Origin of the sequence: Leptotrichia trevisanii DSM 22070 (assembly GCF_000482505.1) — a bacterium.
In the GTDB taxonomy this organism is placed as follows: domain Bacteria; phylum Fusobacteriota; class Fusobacteriia; order Fusobacteriales; family Leptotrichiaceae; genus Leptotrichia; species Leptotrichia trevisanii.
On sequence record NZ_AXVL01000018.1, the window covers coordinates 1 to 18,551 of the forward strand.

Here is an 18,551-nt window from a genome sequence, read left to right on the forward strand (position 1 = left end):
TTTTTTACCGCCGCTACATAATATTTTGCCAGTTCCTTTTTTGTTGCTTCTAATACTTCCATATCATTTTTATTTGTTATAAATCCACTTTCAACGATAAGACAAGGGGTTACTGTTTTATATAACAATGTCCAACCTCTATCTCCTCTTACACGTGGTAAGATTTTTCTGTCTTTCAAATGCGTTGCTTCAATATTAGCCTCCTGCATATATTCTGCCAATTCCTTGCTTTTTTTGGAAGTATGCCAGAATAGCATTTCAACTCCGTTAGCCATTTTCTCAGCTGCATTAAGATGAAATGACAAAGTTATATCCCCTTTGTTTGCTAAATTATTAATTTTGTCTGGCAACTTAGAATAATAATCCTGATACACTACGACATAATCTACACCTTGCTCTTTGCACTCAGGAACAATATAGTTATTTACAAAATCCTTATTCCAAGCATGTTCCTCAAATCCATTTCCGCAAGCTCCTGGATCCTTTTTCACTCCACCGTGTCCTACATTCAATATTACTTTCATTTATACCATCTCCTTTAAATATTTTTCTTTTCTGTCAACCCGATTCAACCACCCAGTCAAAAAATCTTTCTGAGTTGGATTATATTCAACTATAGAATGATAAAATTTTCTCTGTATGCTATGGTAATCTCTCAAAAATTCTTCTGATTTTCCTTGTTCTTCCACTTCATTCAAGGCTTTTATAGTCTTGCTTCCAAAAATACCGTCCACAACTAGATTATAGCCAAAATATCTGTTTAATGTTACCTGTGCCTTTTTAGTTGCCCATTTTCCTGAGTTAAAACTCCAGTCACATATTGATAATGCAACCTTGTCATTTTTTACTTCATTCAAACGATTTTTCAGGTAATAGTCTTTTTCAAGTATTCTTTTTGCAAAATCTTGTGTTAAATTTTTCATAGAGCCATTGTATCCGTTTCTTCTTGCTTCCTCTTTTGTAACCCCCCAAGTTGTTTCTCCACCCTTATCATTCTTATCGTTAGTATAACCACCCTCAACAGCCAACATAAAGCTGAAAATCTTGTCAAATCTATTCATCTATACCACTTCCTTTTCTACTTTTTTTATTTCTTTTGTTAATTTTGCTATTTCAGTTTTCAACAAATCCATTTCAGACTTTATTTCTGTTATCCTTTCCTCCGTTTCAGTTATGTCAAAACCTAAATTTTCAAATTCTTCCTTTTCTTCCTCCTTATTTTCCAGTTCTTTTTTTAATTTGATATACTCCTGCTGTTTTTTATATCTTGTATCTTTTAAATATTGTAATTTCTCAGCCTTATCCTCAATCCAGGTGTTATTCTTATTGTCCCAAGTGCTATATGGATTTGGCTTTTCAATGGTTTTTATCTCTCCATGTTCCAAATATTGACCATCTGTCAAAACTATAATTCCAGCTTGAACCTGCTCTGATATAGTCATCTCTCTTACTTGTCCATCTTCGACAATAGGATTCTTTATTTCGGTATAAGAAATATAATTTTCTCCCTCTATATATTCGCTACAATATTTTAATTTATCAGCTTCAAACTCTTCTTGTGATGGTGCTAAATATATTCCCATCAACTTTCCATTTTTATCATATAAATATATTTTAAATCCTTTCATTTCTGTTTCTCCTTTCGATTTTAATTCTGTACTAATTTGGGAATTTGTACGAATTGTTATTGCATTTCAAAAAATTCAATGCCCATTTTTAGGGACTTTGAGTCAATTTTATTTTGGGACAACTTTAATTTTTTACCAAATTGTTGAAATCAACAAAATGCTTTAAGTCAATAAAATTAGCAAATAAATTTTCAAAATCTGTACAAATTCCCAAATTTATCTTAATTTTTATGCTAAAATCCTGCTTTTTTACGGATTTCTAGTAGTTTATTTTTTCTATCTTTTGCAGTAGTTTTCTTGATGTAATGTTTCTTTGTAACATCTATTCCAGAATGATTTGCAAATTCACTTGCCAAGTCAATTCCAGCACTATTTGCAATAAGATTTATTGATGTTTTTCTCAAACTGTGTGGATATAGATTATCTATTCCTACAAGTTTTCCTATTTTTCTAACTCGATCTCGTATAGTTGATTTACTCATTTGCTTAAACACTCCGCTGTATCTAGTAACAAATAAGTATTCTATGTTGTCTTTCCTACATTTTAACCACTCCCTTATTAAATTTACTGTGTCTTCAAATATTACAAATTCCACAATTTTCTGTTCCTTTTCCACAATTCCCGTGATTATCCCATTTTCCAAGTCGATATTTTCCAACTTTATTGACTGTAACGCACTAATTCTACAAGCTGTATCAATAATCAGATTAAAAATTATTCTGTCCTGCAAATCAAATTTCTTTTCCATATCCATTTTGATATTTATTTCAATTACTTCTTTGTTACTCAAATAATAACTATTTCTCCGCTTTTCTGTATCGGTTACTTTCAGTCTGTCCAATTTGTCCCGGAACGGATGAACTGATATTAAATTCCTTTTGACTGCCCAAATATAGAAGCTAGATATAGCCGTCAATTTATTATTGATTGTCTGTGCATTATTCCCACTCACTTCCCTGCAATATCTTATATACCGCTCCAGCACACTCACAATGATTTTCAGCGTATCTTTACTAAGCAAGTAACGATTATTTTCATACTTCTTGATATACTCAACAAACTGTTTCATATTGTTGAAGTATGTCTTGTAAGTAGTGTTTTTTGTTGCCTCGTTCTTTGCTATACAGCTGTTCAGATACTCCACATAAATTTGTGCATTTCTTCCAGTGATTACTTCTAATTCCATTTTTTCACTCTCCTATAATATTTTTTCTAATATTATAGAATGGAAAATTTATCTGAAATTTGGAATCTTATTTTCTTCGGAAAATTGGAAGAATGGACAGAACAAGGGGTATACATTCCTTTTTCAAAGAAATTCACTAAAATTAAGATTGCATATACAGCACAAAGAAATGTTAATAATGCTGCATACGGCTATGAAGAATATACTTTATCCAAAAACAATTTTAAGTTAGTAAGTACCGAACATACCCTAGCTTACGTGAAAGAAGATTCTCAGTTTTTGTATTTTCAAATAGTATCGAATACAAATGTAAATGATAACTATGCTTACATTTATGCAAAATAGAAAATTTTATTAAGTTAAACTCTGATAACACGAACTTTTTTATTTTACAATCTATAATTTGTGCTTAAAATCCTATTGCAATCCAGCAGAAAATGCTCCCAGCAAAATCTTTTCCGAATCTTGCCCAAGCCTTGAACTCTGAGTTCGAGGTTGGACTAACTGCTACGCTTCTAACTCCACCTCCGACATCGTTAGCTGTTATAGCCCAGCAAGCGTTTGGAAAAGGTTTAGGAAATTTAAATGAAGCTCCATTTTCGTTTGAATTTTCAGGAACTTCGTTTCTTCCACATTGGATTATGATATTTCCTATTTTCACGAAGTTGTTTTCAGAACTGAACAAATTTTCCAATTTGTCCGAAAGTCCAATATTCGTAATATCCACAAATTTAGTAATATCAAAACTCGTACTTGAGTGATTTTGTATACACTTGTATATTTTCCCATCTGTCAAATCATTTATATACCATTTTCCAGCTTCTTTATTTTCAACTTTACTTATATACCCACCTAATGTTTGCCCTATCGCTTGTTTCCAAGTTTCAGCATCTATTGCATTTCCTGTTTCTGTACCCAATTTTACAATTCCCTCTTTTTCCTTTGTTGCGTTGGAAGTCTGATTATCAAAGTGTTCCAACAGTTCATACACTTTCATAAAATTCCTTGAAACTTTTCTTAAATCAGCGACTGTATCTAATTGAAACAGTTCAAATAATTCATTTTGAGTAGTTGCAGGTATAAAGGTATTTTCATTTATATTTTTTATTAAATCTAGTGTTGTTTGTTTCATTTTTTCTCCCTTCATTTAATATACAATTTTTATGTCGTACCAAATTGGTATAACTTCATAAATCAATTCCAGCCAGTAATCTAAATATTCTTTATCTACAGTGCTAGAATGAAAATCTACAATATACTGAAAGTTATTTTTATCATTCGTTATTGTTACATTGTCGTTATAGATAAAATATAGTTTCATTGTATCTTTGAAATTCTGTAAAGTGTTTGCACGTCTTAAAATACGTTTGGAAATGATTCTGTTTATTTTAAAAATTGTTGATAAATTTTTGCTTGATATTAATTTATAATGTTCTTCAAATTCTTCTAAAACTTCATTTCTTGCTGTTATAAATCTTCTGTTTTTTACCAATGTTCCTATTACAAATTCCAGTGACTTTAATTCAAGATCCGCAAAATGAAATACATCTTGTATAAGATTTGAATTTCTGAATATTCCCGGAAGGGACTTTATCATACTGTTGTAATAATCGTTTTTAGCAAGATTATATATAACATCAGCATAATCGTTATCATACGAAAAAAGCAATGGAAACCTTTTCTCAGTAATTTTTTGTGTAAAGTTTACGTAATCATCCAAACCAACAAAAAATGAAAAATCACTCACTTTATAATTTAACAATTCTGATACTGTCATTTCGGACAATTTATTTGTATGTTTTACAAAGTTCATTGCTTTAGGATTACTTTTAATCGAAGAAAAATCATTATTTCTACCATCATTTACAAAATCTTTTACATAGAAATTTGATAATTCATTTATATTAAAATTATTTTTTATATATTCAATTGACTTCTGGTGTACATTTTTTGCCATTAATTTCTAAATCCTATCACATAAAAGTTTTTTGCTATTTCATACTGCATTAAAGCGTAAATTATTACTTCATCTCTTGCGTCAAAAGTAGCAAAATTTATTAAATTTCCACCAGTCAATGAATCATATATTCCGATTCCTATAATACGTCCCCAATCTTCCCTTGCTTCAGGAAATTTCACAGAAGCTATATTGCTTGTTTCGTTTGATGAAGTTGAAGCAAAGTTTATAGCTCTTCTGGCATATGAAGCTGATACAAGTTCTGTTGCATTCTCTTTTCCATTTGCTCCCGTTGTTATAGCCGTCAAAAGCCCCGCATAATATGTTTTGCCTTCAAATAAATTGTTTAATATTTTTGCTTTTGCAGCCATTGTAAATCCACTCATTTTTTCCTCCTAATCCAAAGTTTTTAACGTTACATTCAAAACACTTACCAAATCCTCGTCATCCAATACAACATCCTCTTTTGTGTTATTGATGTCTATATTTGATATTTTCTTAAACGCTTTTACTTCCAGCAATTTATCAATTATTTCTGCATAATAAATTCTATTTTCCTCAAATAATTTATCCAAAAATACTTGATTTAATGTACTTTTTGTAAGTTTAATTGCACTTTCTTCGTTATATTCTTTATTTAATACAGCTTCAAATGTAAGATTTATACTTTTTTCCTTAATTGTCTTTATAGTAAATTCGGCATCTGTTATAATTTCATTATCTAAATATGTTTTTATTGCATTCAGTTCTTCATCTTTTAGTTTTATATCCGATTTACCAATTCCAATAATCTTAGCCGTTCCTTTACCATTCCATCTCGGAATTATTCTTAATTTTTTTATATTCTCAAAATTATTTAATATCATTTCCCTAATCATATTTGCGTTATAATTTACACTCGGACTAGATAATATCTTTCTCCTACGTTCCCGCAGTTCTGTGTCGTTTTCCTCATCTGATCCGTTTGAAATATTACTAAGATTTTCTACTCTTTCAAGTCCTGCATAATTTTCTGAAAATTTATTTATTTCTCCAATTCCACAGTTTCCAACTTCTCCCGCAATATTTGCAACCACCCTAACATCACTATAACCAACTGTTCCAGTCGATTTATACGCAACTATTTTTGTTTCAGTTATAGTATATGTACAATTATTGCTCGCAACAGTCATTCCAGTTTCAATTAACGTTCCACTTGTCCCGTAAATCCTAACAGTCCCAGTTGCAACAGTTGCTTTTTTTCTAAAAATATAATCTTCACTACAAATACTGTCAAGATAAATGCTTTCAGCAGTTGTAACATTGTATTTTTTTGACATTTCATCATATAGTTTCTGCTGTACAATTAATTCTGTTGAAAATGCTCTCACAATATCTGCTGTAAAACTTCCAACAACATCACTATATTTGCTCATAAAACTTCCGTTAAAAATGTTATTAACAAGTTCGTTTACTTCTTCCTCATAGACATCTATATCTTCCCTTGTAACCATAAATACCCCCTTTCACTATAAAAGATTGTCAAATTCAAAAGTTTCACTAATATTTAGAGTTCCTTCATCATCTTTTAGAATTACATCAAACTCAAACGTCAGCCTATCTTCTTTGAAATCTGAATAATAGTTATTTATAGATTTAATATATTCGTGTTCTTTTAATGCAGTCAAAATTTCACGTTTTATTTCACTTTGTGCATAATCCTGATAAAGCGGATTTATTCCACGATATTTATTTATTCCGACTCCAAAAGGAAATACATCCTTGTAGTAAACTCTCCAAGCATTTTTAGTAACAATTAGGCACTTTATAATCCATTGCTTTACAATTTCTTTTCTTGTAGTCAAAAGAACAGGTGTACCTTTTTCATAAACAAAATCGCCTTTTTTAAAATCCCATTTCAAGTCAAAATAAATGTCAGAATTATCATACTCAATATTTTTATTGCTAGAATATGTATCAAGTGCTGTAATTGCTGAATTAGGTAACATTTCTACTCACCTGCCTTATAATAATAAGCCTTGTCTACCAAATAAAACTTTTTCTGATTCTTAAATTCGTTTAATATGACTTCATCGCCAACCTTTAATTCGTCAGTCCATTTATTCGTTCCGCTGGCTTTATATGTTCCTTTTGCCTTTATTTTGTTATGAATATTTCCGCCAGAATCTTGATTTTCGCTATCAGTTACATCTATTTCAATATTTCCCTTAACTTCAAATTCCCTAGTATATCCAGCCACTTTCTCCCAAGCTACAACAATTCTATCTGCTTTTAACACAATCCTTTCGTCAATTTGAACTTCCAAATTTGGAGGTGCTTTTACAACTTTTCCTAAAAAAGGACCATTCCAATCGGGATTCCCAAATCTTTGTTCAAAAATTTTTGCTAAATTATCAAAGGCTTTATCAGGTTCAGAGTGTTTTGCTTCATCAGCCTGTAATACTTTGTTATCCATATTTATTCCTCACTTTCCAATTCTTTTACTAATTCCAAAGTTAAACTCATAAAATAAATATTTATCCCATAAAAGCTATATTTTTGACTAAAATTATGATTAACGCTTTTAACCTCAAATATTCCAGCAATTCCTGTGCTGTTTTTAGGAATGCTTACTAAATCTCCAGCACGTAAAATAGGTATTCCTGGAACAGTTAAAGTAAAAGTTTTCTCAAGTTTATTTTTCTCTTTTAAGACATTTGACGCTTTTATCGGTTTTTTCTCTTTTTGCTTTTTTTTACTTTTTTTAGATGTTTTAGAATTTTCAGTCTTTTTACCTTTGTTATTTTTTGGATCTTTATCATCTTTTTCACTTTTTCTGTTACGTTTTGAATTTCTAGTTTTTCCAGCCATTATTTTTTGCCTTTCTTAGCTGTATTTTTGTTGCGTTTTGAATTTTTTGTTTTTTTACCTTTATTATTTTTATCTTCTTTCTTACCTTTTCCATCTTTTTTATTATTCTTATCCTTGCTTCTACCTTTTTTAGCTGATTTATCTTGATTATTTTTCTCCTGCTTGACAACATACTGCAATAATCCGTATTTCTTAATATTTTCGTTATCTTTCGCTGTATCAACTTTATTCATTTTTTCATCATCACCATCAACTACAATTATGCTATTTTTCATATTTTCAAAACTTGATGTATAACTTGCGTCTTTGATAAAATTGAAAATATTCACATACCCATTTCCAACATATATTTGATATTCTTTAGGCTGTGTTTGCCCATCCAAGTATTTATCACTATTTCTTTTGACAAAATGAAAAGCATTATCCTTAAAATAAAAATGCCAGTTTTCGCCTTTATCCTCTTTTATCGTTTCTATAATTTTTTTTATTATATCCGCAATAGTTTCCTTGTAATAATACTCATCTATTTTCACATCACAGTTTTCTATAGTTCCGACAGGCATATCAAATTCTTTGAGCATTTTTTTTACGCATTCTCCTGCTGGAAGTTTATCAAACTGAAATATTTCAGAAATACGTGATATATAAAAACTTGGATCATACGCTGTAAACTTAGGACCTTTATTATTAACACTTATTTTAGGGATAATTCCTTGAAATATCAAAGTATCGGCATCATCATAAAGTTCTACAAAATAAGCTCCCTTATCCAAATCAATCGTATGATACGGCATATTCTCCCTATAATTGTAAGCCAGTTCAAATTCCATTTGTGCCGTGATGTTGTCAATACTGCTTGAAAGCTGAATATTATCCTTTACAATACTTGTCAAATCATATCTTTTCTCATCAGGATCTGTTACAATTATTTTCACGTTCTATCCACTCACCTTATAAAACAATTTTTCTTCTGGGTTATCGGCTTCTGTAATATCACTAAACTCTAGATATTCCTCAAATTCAATTTCAAAGTTCAATGTTCCTGTAACGTCAAAATTGGCTTCAAATTTATTTACAGTTGCCAAAAAATTTAAGTCCACAGGATTTAAGATTGATGTTAATGTTCCTTTACCCAATTTTCCAACTAAAATTAGTCGTATAGGCTTATCTGACATCTCTAGTGATTTAAACAGTAAAAAAGTAGTAAAAGGATCTAACAAATGGTGTGTTGCAAAATTATATTTCTGTTCCGGAATAATAGAAGAAAAAGCCAAAGACTGCAATTTATTCCTATTTTTCAACTTTAAAATGCCATTTACTGTATCAATGCTTTCCCAGCCACCAATACTTTTAAATTTTAATTCACTCGGCGGAACAGGGAATAAATAAAACTCTTTTAGTTCTGTCATTTTATCATTTATTTGAGAAAAAATAGGATTTTGCTCACTCACGCTGTTCATCTTATCTGATAGCATCTTTTTGGCTTTTTCGATAAAATTGTTATCTCCTAATTTTTGATTTAAAAAATCAACTGTATTAAAGGAATTGCTTCCTAAAAAATTCAAATCCTTATAATTTACACTCTCATCAAATTTTATATACACTTTATAGTCCAATAACCCCATAATCTATCCTTTCTGTAAACTCGCTGCAATTTTATTAGCAATATCAGATTCACTCGGACCAGCGGGAACATTTACGTTAATTTTTATAGCGTGTATTGCAGCCACCACTTCTCCAAGTTTTCCAACAATCGCACTTTTAGTAGCAGACATTTCAGCTTTCAATGCACTCATTTCAGCCTTTAACTCACTAAGTAAACTATTTCTAGTAGCATCTTGTGGATTTCCTTTGATGTCACTACTCACTTGTTGGACTGCCTGCTGAACATTGCTAAACGCTGTCGGATCTATTTTCATTTGAGTATTTGAAAGACTAGCTGGATCAATAGGAACTTTTGCCGTTGGATCTAGTTTTATAGTTTGGGGTTGTGCTGGAGTTGCTGTTTGTGGCACCTGTTGTACACTCATACCTACAATTTGTCCATTAGCTCCTGCTTGAGCGATTTGGGTATTAACTTGTGCGTTTATATCAACTTGCTTTTCTGCTGGTTTTGCCGCTTCAGCATTTAGTTCTTCCATTCCTTTTTTTAGCTCTTCCATATCTTTTTTGGCATTTTCAGCATCACCTTTACCAAATAATTTTTTGAAAAAACCACCAACTTTAGATAACACATTGCCTAGCTTCATAAACCCTTCTACAAGTCCTTTTACAGCAAAACCAAGCACTGTTCCAATTATTTGCGCTAATCCTACTAAAAGTGGCATTATGAATTGCAATGCACCTCCTACAATACTGGCAATTGCACTAAAAGCACTTGACATTGTACTTGCAAAACTTTGCCCCTGAGAGCCAGCAAGCCCAGCAGAAGTCATAAAACTGCTCAATAAATTAATTATAAGTCCAAAAACAGCATTAGAAATAGCCCCTGTAATTGATAGTGCAGCACCTATTGCAGCCGAAACAGCCGTAACTATATTCCCGACTCCTTGAAAAACCGCTTTAAATTGACTAGAGTTAGATTGTATTGTTTGATTAAATCCATTAAATGTGCTAACCCAACCACTTATAAACGGCATTAATGCAGCACCTAAGGTTGAAAATGATTCTATTATCATAGGCATTATCCCCGTAAATCCTTGAAGCATTTGAGAAGCCATCGGAGTAAGAGCTTGCCCTGCTTGAATCATAGTGTTGTGCATTTTTTCTTTTATTTTTCCCATATTTGCCGTTATCCCTTGATCCATTTGTGCAAACGCTGTATCAGTAGCTCCTTTTGAATTTTTCATATCCTGCATATTTTTTGTAAATGATTCTGTATTTTCACCTGTTAATGATAATGCAAAAGATCCAGCTTCCACACTTCCAAAAAATTCATTAATGTTTTTACCCGTCTTTTTAGCGTGAGTTTCCAATGCCTGCATCGCAGTCTGTAAATTTCCGCCTTTCGCTATAAACTCCTGAAACGATTGCCCTGTTGCTTTCTTAAATTCTTTAGAAGCTGTTGTCGATCCTTTTGAAAATTCACTAAATGCTGCTTTCATCTGTGTCATAACGACGTTTGTTGGTGTTCCTTTTGCCGTTAATGTTCCAATTGCAGCTGATACATCACTGAAATTAACTCCTAATGCACTGGCAATAGGTGATACTTGAGCAATACTGCCTGCCACTTCTTCAAAACTCGTTTTACCATTTTTTACTGCCGTAAAGATTAAATCACTCGCCTGTGCCGCACTTATAGCGTCCTCTCCCCAAGCATTTACAACCGAACTAAGTCCATCTACTGCTGTTGTAATGTCAGTTACCCCAGCAATTGCCCCTTTTTGAGCAACTTCTAAAAATCCCTTAACCTTTTCCTGTGATACTCCAGCAGACAATGCCTGATACATTGCTTCAGATATTTCGTTTGCACTTTTACCATATTTGTTTGATAAGTCTATAACATCGTTACTCATCGAGTTCATTGCTTGCTTTGAAATTCCTGGAAGCATTGTAAAAACTTTATTCATTCCCTGTTGAAATTCAGCCGAGGCTTTCAATGCCTTTACACCAAATGCAGCTGTAGCCGCAGTAAGTGCACCAATAGCAAGAATAACCGCTCCAACAGGACCAGTTGCAAGTCCTGCAAGTCCACTGATTGCACTACTAATAGCACCAAGTCCGCCACCAGTAACACTGGCTGAGGATACAACATTAAAAAGATTTTTCAATTTAGAGCCCAAATCACTGATTTTTCCACCTATACTACTTCCCAAAAATGAAAAAGCCTTTTTACCAGCCTCTCCCACTTTTTTCAATGGACTAAGCAATCCACTAAATTTACTCCCAATTTTACTTATAGTATCTGGTATTTTATTGCCTAAAGATTTTGATAGTGTTTCCCCCACATCTTTTCCAAGCGTGTTCAATTTCTCAAAGGCTTCTGCTGTTTTATCACTACTCTTACCTAAATCCTCAGCACCATCTGCCGCCTTTTTAGAACTTTCAGATAATTTATCAGCACTTTCAGAAGCCTTGGTATTACTGTCACCTAATTTTTTTACATCATCCCCAGCTTCATTTGCAGCGTTCGCAACTTCACTTAAGCTATTTTCTAGTTCATCATTTCCGCTAGTTGCTTCCTTAACAGCACTCGCCACATTTTCCAAGCTATTTTGCAGAGTTTCGTTTCCACTTGTACCTTCCTGTGCTCCCTGTGCAAGTTTCCCAAAACTTTCAGATAACGAATTAAAATGAGATATAGCACTTTCTATTCCGTCTACATTTACCTGTATTGCTATAACATTATCCGCCATATCCCATCACTCCCAACCTTGCATATTCGTTAAATTCCTCACGTTTCTGTTCCTGTGCAATTTCATAAGCGACTACATAATAATGCCACATATTTTCATTCTCTATATCTGAAAAATCCTTTGGTGTCCAGCCTTTTTGCATATAATAAATTATTGCACTAAGTTCAACATCCGTCTTATTTTCATCTATTTTTTTTTTAGTGCAACAACATTAGGATTTTTGTTTTCATTAAATAATTCAGTTTGTTTATTCACAACCAGCATAAATATTTCTAAAATTTCTTCGTTATTAAAAAAATCTTTGAATACTGATACTCGGCTTTGAGCATTTAATTCCGCCATCAATTCTCCAGAAAGTTCTGTAAAGTTCGGCTCTATAAAAGTATCGAATAAATATTCACATATAACAGAATTTGATTTTGTAATTTTTTCGGTAAATATCCGCTGCATTTCCTTTTTAGCGATGCTAAAATCAGTAATACCCATTTTGGTGCATAAATTTACAAATTCCTGAAAATCAGGAACTTTTAACTTAAATTTAGTATCTTTGTAACTTTTTAAAGTAAATTCTATTGTTGATTTTTCTTCTCTGTATTTACTTGCTTCTTCACGTTTTTTCAGCAATTCTTTTAAATCCATAATTTACTCCTTTCTTTCTAAATTAACTCAACAGCTTTAAGATTGATTGGAAGATATCCAATTTTTAGCTCTTCATTCATTTCTTCTCCACGCTTAGCTTCCAAAGAAAATCCATCCTTATTCCAGCAATCAGTAATTCTTATGGCTTCTGCTCCTGCTACATCAGGATCATCTATTTGGAAATATAATTCAAAATATACCTCATTTCCTTTAGCTAATTTCGTAAACTTTTTAAACCAGTTTGAGTTTAATTTATATCTTTTAATCGTGCCTTCTCCACTTGCTCCAACAATTTTTTCACCTTTTTGTCCTCCAGGAAGCCAGACTTCTTTTCTTTCTATTTTCGTTTCAATTTTTATTTCAGATACTTCCGCAAATACTTCACCATCAATCATAAGTGTTCCGTGTGAGCCAGATATTACCTGATTAGCCTTAAATATATCCATTTTTTAATCACTCCTTTTCTAACTTTGGATTATCGCCTTTCCATAAAAGTCTTCCATACAATCAAGTGGCATAAGTTCATCGCATTTCGCATAAACACCATCAACCGTATTAATTCTACGCAATCTTGCTTCACTCATTTTGTCCACTTCATCTCTTGATATACCTTTTTCTGTCATTAAATAAAGTTTGTGTTGCTCTATATCAATATCAAAAGTATTTGAATAATCTGGATCAAGTATTCCTTGATTCATAAGACTTTGAGTGTAGGCATTAACCGCATTCAAAAAAGCCATTTTATTTAAATAACCATTTAATCTCGCACCTTTATAATCATTCCAAGATTTTTTCAAGTCTTCAGTAATTATAAATAAACTTCTTACAACTTTAACTTTACTAAATCTACGCTGTTTTTTTGTGTCAGGTGTTATAAATGAAGTAACTCCACGATTAATTACATAGTAGCTAATACCGCTGTCGTCACGTTGAACGCTAACCGCAATTTTACCTTTTTTTGTAATTTTACCTGGTTCTGCTGGAATATCACATTTATCCAAGAATCCCATTTTCATATTTGTAATACTTCTTGAAATAGGACATCCTGCCTCTAGACTTGCTATAGCCAACGCAAATTCCTTATCATTGTATTCATGTCCATTTACAACTGCTCCTGTTATTCCATTATTTATAATTGCATGATGATCTGGCACTTTATCACTTGCCACAAAGGTAAAAAAATGTGCCTGATTAAAGTCTAATGCCAATTTACCAAGTTCTGTATTATGCCGACTTTTTGCATAGCTAATTAAATCATCTGTATCACTTTCAGTAGCTTTTGGTATAACAATGCTGTCAACATCATTTTCTAAATCACTTAATATGTCAGTTATTTTTACGCTATCTCTAGCGTCTTCTTTCACTCTACGAACTATAACCTTATATGGACTTCCTACAAACGCCAAATCTTTTAAAAGATTGTAATTGTCATTATCCCAGTCTGTCTGCAATACGTCTCCTCTACTGACATAAATGTATTTTTCTGTGTCTTTTGTACTATCAAACAGTACCACGCCAACAACACCCTGTTCACTTCTTGCTATTGCTGTTCCTGCTCTTTCTTCAATTTCCAAAACAAATTTTGGACTTCCATTCATTATTCTTTCACCTCTTTTTTATTTATAAATAACCTAGTCAAAGGTTTGTACTCTTCTTTAGATTTCATTATATTTTCAACTGGATTAGTTATTTCAAATTCTCCAGCTATTCTGCATACTCTAAAAGTTTCTCTTACCTCTTTGGATCTTAATTCCCCATATTCCATTGTTAATTTTTTAGAATGAAATGTTTTATTTCTATCTAAATTCTGTATTTTTCGCATTATATCCAATGTTTGAACAATAAAATTACCTAAATCATCTTGAATTTTTGGTTTTGTTATGTAAAAACTTAACTGTGCTGAATAATTTTTACTATTTACAACATTTATTGCACCAATTTCACAAACAACAGTATTTATTGCAAAGTCCTCTTCTTCCATTTCATCCGTAATGTAAAAAGAATAATCTGGATAATCTTTTAACAGATCCTTTTCAAATTTTTCAAAAATCAAATCGAACATTTTTAATCTCCTGTAAATACCATAATTTTTCCGTATCTCCCATCTGTTGCTAGTGAATTTCCAGCGTTACCGTCCAATGAACTTCCTTTTAGTTGCTCAAGTAACTTATACAAGGTGTCCCTTTTATCTTCAGACACCTTTTCATTTTCAAGTGATTCGTACAACTTCCAAGCTACATACAGCTCTTCTAAAATTCTTTCGTTATCTTTGTCCAGACTGCTATATTTTTCAGTTCCAATAAATATTTTTATAAATATTTTGCTGTCTGGAATAAGGCGTTCATTGATTTCTTTGATTAGTTCTTCAGCACTTTGCTTTGAAATTCTGCACAGTTCTATTGCCACTACTTTGGGGATAAACTTAATTGTTTCAAGTTTATCCTCATTCAATTCATTCTTTTCATCACTTTTATTATGTTTTTCCAGCATTATAATGCACCTAATCTGTCTTCTATTGCCTGTTTACCTGTTGTTCTATTCTCTTTTGATAACATAAGACTTAACAAGTTTTTATCATCTATTTTGCTAATTGCCTTAGTCATCGCTTCTACTGACAAACTTAAGAAATAATCTGCGACTGCACCAAGTTCTGAATGTTCACCAACAATTTTTATTGCCTCTACATTTATTACTTCATATCTCACAATCAAGTCTTTTAGAGCAACAATTGGTGTAAATCCTGATTTTCCAAACATTTTTGCTCGTGCTGTTTCCTTATTTGCTTTCGTCTGATCAATAATTTCCGTTCCTCTTAACACATAAGGATTTCCAGCTTCGTCTACTGCTTCTAATGCTGCATAACCAGCTACTAAGGCCGCATCATGTGATAAATAAATATAATTATTTACATTGATTTCTTTATCGTTAAAATCCATTGCCCCTTTTAATTTTGAAATTTTTTGGCCCAACAGATCTAAATAGATTTGTCTTTCAGCAGAACTCAATCCAATACTGTTTGAATAAGACTTAGCAATATTTATAAATTCATTATTCTTTATAATTTTTTCAAATAATGTTTTTCCAAGTTCTATTCTATCTGGATAAATTCCATTTTTAATTTCATATTTTTCTATCAAGTCAAAGAATAATGTTACCCAGTTATTTACTTCTCTAGCATCTAATTTTTCAGCTGCTTTAAAATTATAATTAATTTCTGTTCCTGATTTCTTTTGTAAATATTTACCTGTCAAGAACATATTGGCCGCTTGCTTTTCTTTGGTTCTCAACATTGCATTTTTCAATTTAAGCAACAATCTGTCCTCTTCAAAATCCTGTTCTGAAATTTCTTGGCCATTAATTAAAGTTACCGTTGAAGTAGGCATTATTGGTTTTAATGGATATGATGCCGCTACAATGTCAGGCGTTACTGTTGTTGTATCTATACCATTAATTTTTATATAGTCTATTTCACTTCCACGTTCAATTATTGACGCTTCCACCAAAAAATCATTCAAATCTTTAATATTGATTGTTTCATTTTCACTTAAAAACTCTGGATTTACTGCTGTAAATCTATCTAAATAATGTGTTTGTACTGTTTTCTCCACTACTGCAAATAATGCCGTTAGTTTAGTTTGTATTTGTGTTAATGCCATTTATTATTTTCCCCCTCTTAATATTTTATATAAATTCCATATTTTTCTAAATTATCAATTGCCTCAAAAGAATCTTTAGTTATCCCTTTGGCAATATCACCATCTATATCAGCACTTCTAATAACCTGTATTTCTGTATCACCAGAAGCTACTACCTGATCATCCATTCCACAATAGAAAGTTTTTGGAAGCACTCCACTACCAGCATATTTTATATATTTTCCAGTTGATGCATCCAATGATAATGCTTGTCCATATTCTATTGTTTCTCCAGCTTTTAAAGTAACATTCATTCTTGGTATAAATTCATTTAAAACCAAATCTTTTCGTATAGTTTCCCTTGTTACTACTCTATTAGCTCCCATTTGTTATTTTCCCCCTTTGTTATGTCTTTTTTGATATTTTTCCACTTCTATTTGTGCATAAGTTTTATTTCTTTCATCATTTCCAAATTCCAATGTTCCCCCTCTTTCATAAGCCCTCATATTTTCAAACATTTTTTCCAAAATTTCTTTAGAATTAGACTGTTTTTTTGCTCCGTTTTCTGAAAATTCAATAATTCCGTTATTTTCTTTAATAACCTTATCAATCAAACTTTCAATTCCTAATGATTTCATAGCTGGCGTTATTTTTGCAGCATTTGCTTTCATAAATTCCTGCACTTCCAATTCTTTTTGAAATTCTTTTTTTGCTTCTTCCTTAATTTCATCTTCTGTTTTTGGTTCTTTTTTCTCTTCAAAAATTGATAAATCAATTCCTTTTTTGGCCACTTCAATTTCATGCTCTTGAAGCGATTTTAAAGTACCATTTACCAATTTAATCTTATCATCCAATGATAAGTCATTTAGTTTTCCTAATATTTCATCTAAATTCATTTCCTCACCTCTATCAAAATTTATTATTTTATTTTCTATCCAATCCATTTCCACAATATCTTTTTGAAATTCCAGCCCTTTTAAAGAACCTGAATTTGACACTGCTGGTTCTACTCCTTCTGGCAATGCTCCAACTCTTGTAATTAATCCATTCTCTATTTCTACTGATAATCTGTCAACTTTACGATTCTTAAAATGCTCCTTATTAAAAATTTCAACATTATTAGCAACAATAGCATCATCTTTAATCTCGATGTTTTTAAATTTACCAATTACTGGAATTTCATTACGCAAAAGCCCTTTATTCATAAATTCAGAAGTATGAAAAGGAATAATATCCAGACTTTGCACATTGCTAACTAACTTTTTAAAATTTTCTCCAGTCCAGTTTCCTTTTTTCCCATAATCTCCTGCTTTAAATAATACATAACTCATTTTCCCCTCCTTCCTGAAAAAGAAAAAAGCCCAGCCTACGCTAAAATTAGCGTAAAACTGGACTCTCGGTCTCTGTGTTTTATCTTCTCAAATTATATCACATTTTTGATATTTTTCAAGCTATTTTAATTTATTTATTACATATTCTTCTACAATTTTTTCAATATCTTTTCTATTCTTATCTGAAGCTCCAGAAAATTTCCTTGCCGGTACTACAATTTTTTTTGAAAATGATATTTTACCAAAAATCTTATTATCTTTAGGAGTTATTTCCCCACCTTGATCCTGCAATCGTGCATAAATTAAATTTGAAAATACTGATACACTATTTCCTGATATTTCAGCTACTCCTAACGAGCCTTTTAAAACTCCAGTATCACTTAGGGGCTTTCCATTTCTATGTTTTAACCTAGCCCATTTATTTCCCTGATAATCAGTTTCAGTATTAAATCTTTTCCGCATTTCATCCTCCATATAAAATGCCACTTCATCCAACGTTTCCTCTTTGTTGATACTTCTTAATTTTTCCTTGAAACTTAAACTAAAACTATCAATATTTGTCTTTATATTAATTTTCATAATATTTTCCTTTCTCAAAAATCAATAACTTAAAAAAAATTTTTAAGTCAATAAATCCTTTGTACCTTTCACTAATCTATAAGCCTTTTTCATCATAGTATTTTCTTCTAAATATTCCAAGCCTTTTAAAGTTATTTTAGGATTAACTAATTTAATGCCTGAGCCTCCTATTGCTTTTATAATTCTAATTCCACTTATATATCCATTTTCATCCAACTGTATCATCAGATTTGCCCAACGTTCATAGGATATTCCAAATCTTTCGTGCGATATTATTTCATTGTCAAAAATTTCATAATCCATAGCCTGCTCTAAAGCTATCAGTATTTTATATATTATTTTGAAGTTATCCATTTTTATTTATTCCTTTCTCTCATATTTTCCCTTTTA

26 protein-coding genes are annotated in these 18,551 nt (G+C 31.5%); 1 reads left to right on the plus strand and 25 read right to left on the minus strand.

What is annotated here, in order from left to right; translation table 11 throughout:
• The 4 genes from K324_RS15710 to K324_RS0104975 form a co-directional block, all read right to left on the minus strand.
• On the minus strand, positions 1 to 524 hold a 524-nt coding region (locus K324_RS15710), incomplete at its 3' end, for an N-acetylmuramoyl-L-alanine amidase family protein (RefSeq protein ID WP_026748183.1).
• Entirely contained in the window at positions 525 to 1,061 is a 537-nt protein-coding gene (locus K324_RS0104965) for a glycoside hydrolase family 108 protein (RefSeq protein ID WP_026748184.1), read from the minus strand.
• Positions 1,062 to 1,628, minus strand: a complete 567-nt coding sequence (locus K324_RS0104970; RefSeq protein ID WP_026748185.1) for a hypothetical protein — start codon at positions 1,626 to 1,628, stop codon at positions 1,062 to 1,064.
• Between the two features lie 233 nt (positions 1,629 to 1,861).
• Positions 1,862 to 2,815: a tyrosine-type recombinase/integrase gene (locus K324_RS0104975; protein ID WP_026748186.1), complete on the minus strand. Its 954-nt coding sequence runs from the start codon at positions 2,813 to 2,815 to the stop codon at positions 1,862 to 1,864.
• Between the two features lie 84 nt (positions 2,816 to 2,899).
• Here K324_RS0104975 and K324_RS0104980 point away from each other — a divergent pair, with 84 nt between their 5' ends.
• Positions 2,900 to 3,160: a hypothetical protein gene (locus K324_RS0104980; protein ID WP_026748187.1), complete on the plus strand. Its 261-nt coding sequence runs from the start codon at positions 2,900 to 2,902 to the stop codon at positions 3,158 to 3,160.
• Between the two features lie 64 nt (positions 3,161 to 3,224).
• Here the strand turns inward: K324_RS0104980 and K324_RS0104985 are convergent, their stop codons facing one another.
• The 21 genes from K324_RS0104985 to K324_RS0105085 all read right to left on the minus strand — a co-directional run bounded on the left by K324_RS0104985 (position 3,225) and on the right by K324_RS0105085 (position 18,515).
• Positions 3,225 to 3,947: a gp53-like domain-containing protein gene (locus tag K324_RS0104985; protein ID WP_026748188.1), complete on the minus strand. Its 723-nt coding sequence runs from the start codon at positions 3,945 to 3,947 to the stop codon at positions 3,225 to 3,227.
• A gap of 15 nt (positions 3,948 to 3,962) precedes the next feature.
• A complete protein-coding gene (locus K324_RS0104990; RefSeq protein ID WP_026748189.1) occupies positions 3,963 to 4,772 on the minus strand; it encodes a DUF2313 domain-containing protein in 810 nt (269 codons plus the stop codon).
• Positions 4,772 to 5,158 carry a phage tail fiber protein gene (locus K324_RS14295; RefSeq protein ID WP_036095189.1) on the minus strand — a complete coding sequence of 129 codons (387 nt, stop codon included), beginning with the start codon at positions 5,156 to 5,158 and terminating at the stop codon, positions 4,772 to 4,774. The genes K324_RS0104990 and K324_RS14295 overlap by 1 nt, the downstream gene beginning before the upstream one ends.
• A gap of 9 nt (positions 5,159 to 5,167) precedes the next feature.
• Complete coding sequence (locus K324_RS0105000; protein WP_026748190.1) at positions 5,168 to 6,265, minus strand: baseplate J/gp47 family protein; 1,098 nt, start codon at positions 6,263 to 6,265, stop codon at positions 5,168 to 5,170.
• 15 nt (positions 6,266 to 6,280) lie between these two features.
• Positions 6,281 to 6,760, minus strand: a complete 480-nt coding sequence (locus tag K324_RS0105005) for a DUF2634 domain-containing protein (RefSeq protein WP_026748191.1) — start codon at positions 6,758 to 6,760, stop codon at positions 6,281 to 6,283.
• 2 nt (positions 6,761 to 6,762) lie between these two features.
• Positions 6,763 to 7,227, minus strand: coding sequence for a DUF2577 family protein (locus K324_RS0105010; protein WP_026748192.1), 465 nt, complete (start codon positions 7,225 to 7,227; stop codon positions 6,763 to 6,765).
• Positions 7,228 to 7,229: 2 nt separating this feature from the next.
• On the minus strand, positions 7,230 to 7,622 hold the full coding sequence (locus K324_RS0105015; protein WP_026748193.1) for an XkdQ/YqbQ family protein: 393 nt from the start codon (positions 7,620 to 7,622) through the stop codon (positions 7,230 to 7,232).
• Complete coding sequence (locus K324_RS0105020) at positions 7,622 to 8,557, minus strand: XkdQ/YqbQ family protein (RefSeq protein ID WP_026748194.1); 936 nt, start codon at positions 8,555 to 8,557, stop codon at positions 7,622 to 7,624. The genes K324_RS0105015 and K324_RS0105020 overlap by 1 nt, the downstream gene beginning before the upstream one ends.
• Before the next feature lie 3 nt (positions 8,558 to 8,560).
• A complete protein-coding gene (locus K324_RS0105025) occupies positions 8,561 to 9,247 on the minus strand; it encodes a hypothetical protein (protein WP_026748195.1) in 687 nt (228 codons plus the stop codon).
• A 3-nt stretch (positions 9,248 to 9,250) separates the two neighbouring features.
• The gene (locus K324_RS0105030) at positions 9,251 to 11,977 is read right to left on the minus strand and encodes a phage tail tape measure protein (protein ID WP_026748196.1); all 2,727 of its coding nucleotides are present in this window, start codon (positions 11,975 to 11,977) and stop codon (positions 9,251 to 9,253) included.
• Positions 11,967 to 12,119: a hypothetical protein gene (locus tag K324_RS15715; protein ID WP_156906963.1), complete on the minus strand. Its 153-nt coding sequence runs from the start codon at positions 12,117 to 12,119 to the stop codon at positions 11,967 to 11,969. Before K324_RS15715 ends, K324_RS0105030 begins: the two co-directional genes overlap by 11 nt.
• 44 nt (positions 12,120 to 12,163) lie before the next feature.
• Complete coding sequence (locus K324_RS0105040) at positions 12,164 to 12,616, minus strand: hypothetical protein (protein WP_026748197.1); 453 nt, start codon at positions 12,614 to 12,616, stop codon at positions 12,164 to 12,166.
• Between the two features lie 17 nt (positions 12,617 to 12,633).
• Positions 12,634 to 13,062 (minus strand): phage tail tube protein, encoded by a 429-nt coding sequence (locus K324_RS15160; protein ID WP_051354392.1) that lies wholly within the window; start codon positions 13,060 to 13,062, stop codon positions 12,634 to 12,636.
• An 18-nt stretch (positions 13,063 to 13,080) separates the two neighbouring features.
• The gene (locus tag K324_RS0105050; RefSeq protein ID WP_026748198.1) at positions 13,081 to 14,214 is read right to left on the minus strand and encodes a phage tail sheath C-terminal domain-containing protein; all 1,134 of its coding nucleotides are present in this window, start codon (positions 14,212 to 14,214) and stop codon (positions 13,081 to 13,083) included.
• Entirely contained in the window at positions 14,214 to 14,678 is a 465-nt protein-coding gene (locus K324_RS0105055; protein WP_026748199.1) for a hypothetical protein, read from the minus strand. The genes K324_RS0105050 and K324_RS0105055 overlap by 1 nt, the downstream gene beginning before the upstream one ends.
• A 2-nt stretch (positions 14,679 to 14,680) precedes the next feature.
• Complete coding sequence (locus K324_RS0105060; RefSeq protein ID WP_026748200.1) at positions 14,681 to 15,106, minus strand: hypothetical protein; 426 nt, start codon at positions 15,104 to 15,106, stop codon at positions 14,681 to 14,683.
• Entirely contained in the window at positions 15,106 to 16,272 is a 1,167-nt protein-coding gene (locus K324_RS0105065) for a hypothetical protein (RefSeq protein ID WP_026748201.1), read from the minus strand. Before K324_RS0105065 ends, K324_RS0105060 begins: the two co-directional genes overlap by 1 nt.
• Before the next feature lie 17 nt (positions 16,273 to 16,289).
• Entirely contained in the window at positions 16,290 to 16,637 is a 348-nt protein-coding gene (locus K324_RS0105070) for a hypothetical protein (RefSeq protein ID WP_026748202.1), read from the minus strand.
• Positions 16,638 to 16,640: 3 nt separating this feature from the next.
• Positions 16,641 to 17,582, minus strand: a complete 942-nt coding sequence (locus tag K324_RS0105075; RefSeq protein WP_026748203.1) for a hypothetical protein — start codon at positions 17,580 to 17,582, stop codon at positions 16,641 to 16,643.
• Between the two features lie 120 nt (positions 17,583 to 17,702).
• Positions 17,703 to 18,161, minus strand: a complete 459-nt coding sequence (locus tag K324_RS15165; RefSeq protein WP_026748204.1) for a phage virion morphogenesis family protein — start codon at positions 18,159 to 18,161, stop codon at positions 17,703 to 17,705.
• A 42-nt stretch (positions 18,162 to 18,203) separates the two neighbouring features.
• Complete coding sequence (locus K324_RS0105085) at positions 18,204 to 18,515, minus strand: YjcQ family protein (protein WP_026748205.1); 312 nt, start codon at positions 18,513 to 18,515, stop codon at positions 18,204 to 18,206.
• Between the last annotated feature and the right edge of the window lie 36 nt (positions 18,516 to 18,551).

Bases quoted from the DNA above. Each gene is read 5' to 3' on its own strand.
- K324_RS0105050 (WP_026748198.1), bottom strand. From the start codon at position 14,214: ATGAATGGAAGTCCAAAATTTGTTTTGGAAATTGAAGAAAGAGCAGGA.
- K324_RS0104970 (WP_026748185.1), bottom strand. From the start codon at position 1,628: ATGAAAGGATTTAAAATATATTTATATGATAAAAATGGAAAGTTGATG.
- K324_RS0104975 (WP_026748186.1), bottom strand. From the start codon at position 2,815: ATGGAATTAGAAGTAATCACTGGAAGAAATGCACAAATTTATGTGGAG.
- K324_RS0105060 (WP_026748200.1), bottom strand. From the start codon at position 15,106: ATGCTGGAAAAACATAATAAAAGTGATGAAAAGAATGAATTGAATGAG.
- K324_RS0105005 (WP_026748191.1), bottom strand. From the start codon at position 6,760: ATGTTACCTAATTCAGCAATTACAGCACTTGATACATATTCTAGCAAT.
- K324_RS0105010 (WP_026748192.1), bottom strand. From the start codon at position 7,227: ATGGATAACAAAGTATTACAGGCTGATGAAGCAAAACACTCTGAACCT.
- K324_RS14295 (WP_036095189.1), bottom strand. From the start codon at position 5,158: ATGAGTGGATTTACAATGGCTGCAAAAGCAAAAATATTAAACAATTTA.
- K324_RS15165 (WP_026748204.1), bottom strand. From the start codon at position 18,161: ATGAAAATTAATATAAAGACAAATATTGATAGTTTTAGTTTAAGTTTC.
- K324_RS0105055 (WP_026748199.1), bottom strand. From the start codon at position 14,678: ATGTTCGATTTGATTTTTGAAAAATTTGAAAAGGATCTGTTAAAAGAT.
- K324_RS0104990 (WP_026748189.1), bottom strand. From the start codon at position 4,772: ATGGCAAAAAATGTACACCAGAAGTCAATTGAATATATAAAAAATAAT.
- K324_RS0105015 (WP_026748193.1), bottom strand. From the start codon at position 7,622: ATGGCTGGAAAAACTAGAAATTCAAAACGTAACAGAAAAAGTGAAAAA.
- K324_RS0105075 (WP_026748203.1), bottom strand. From the start codon at position 17,582: ATGAGTTATGTATTATTTAAAGCAGGAGATTATGGGAAAAAAGGAAAC.
- K324_RS0105000 (WP_026748190.1), bottom strand. From the start codon at position 6,265: ATGGTTACAAGGGAAGATATAGATGTCTATGAGGAAGAAGTAAACGAA.
- K324_RS0105040 (WP_026748197.1), bottom strand. From the start codon at position 12,616: ATGGATTTAAAAGAATTGCTGAAAAAACGTGAAGAAGCAAGTAAATAC.
- K324_RS0105065 (WP_026748201.1), bottom strand. From the start codon at position 16,272: ATGGCATTAACACAAATACAAACTAAACTAACGGCATTATTTGCAGTA.
- K324_RS15715 (WP_156906963.1), bottom strand. From the start codon at position 12,119: ATGCAAAAAGGCTGGACACCAAAGGATTTTTCAGATATAGAGAATGAA.
- K324_RS15160 (WP_051354392.1), bottom strand. From the start codon at position 13,062: ATGGATATATTTAAGGCTAATCAGGTAATATCTGGCTCACACGGAACA.
- K324_RS0105030 (WP_026748196.1), bottom strand. From the start codon at position 11,977: ATGGCGGATAATGTTATAGCAATACAGGTAAATGTAGACGGAATAGAA.
- K324_RS0105025 (WP_026748195.1), bottom strand. From the start codon at position 9,247: ATGGGGTTATTGGACTATAAAGTGTATATAAAATTTGATGAGAGTGTA.
- K324_RS0105070 (WP_026748202.1), bottom strand. From the start codon at position 16,637: ATGGGAGCTAATAGAGTAGTAACAAGGGAAACTATACGAAAAGATTTG.
- K324_RS0104985 (WP_026748188.1), bottom strand. From the start codon at position 3,947: ATGAAACAAACAACACTAGATTTAATAAAAAATATAAATGAAAATACC.
- K324_RS0105085 (WP_026748205.1), bottom strand. From the start codon at position 18,515: ATGGATAACTTCAAAATAATATATAAAATACTGATAGCTTTAGAGCAG.
- K324_RS0104965 (WP_026748184.1), bottom strand. From the start codon at position 1,061: ATGAATAGATTTGACAAGATTTTCAGCTTTATGTTGGCTGTTGAGGGT.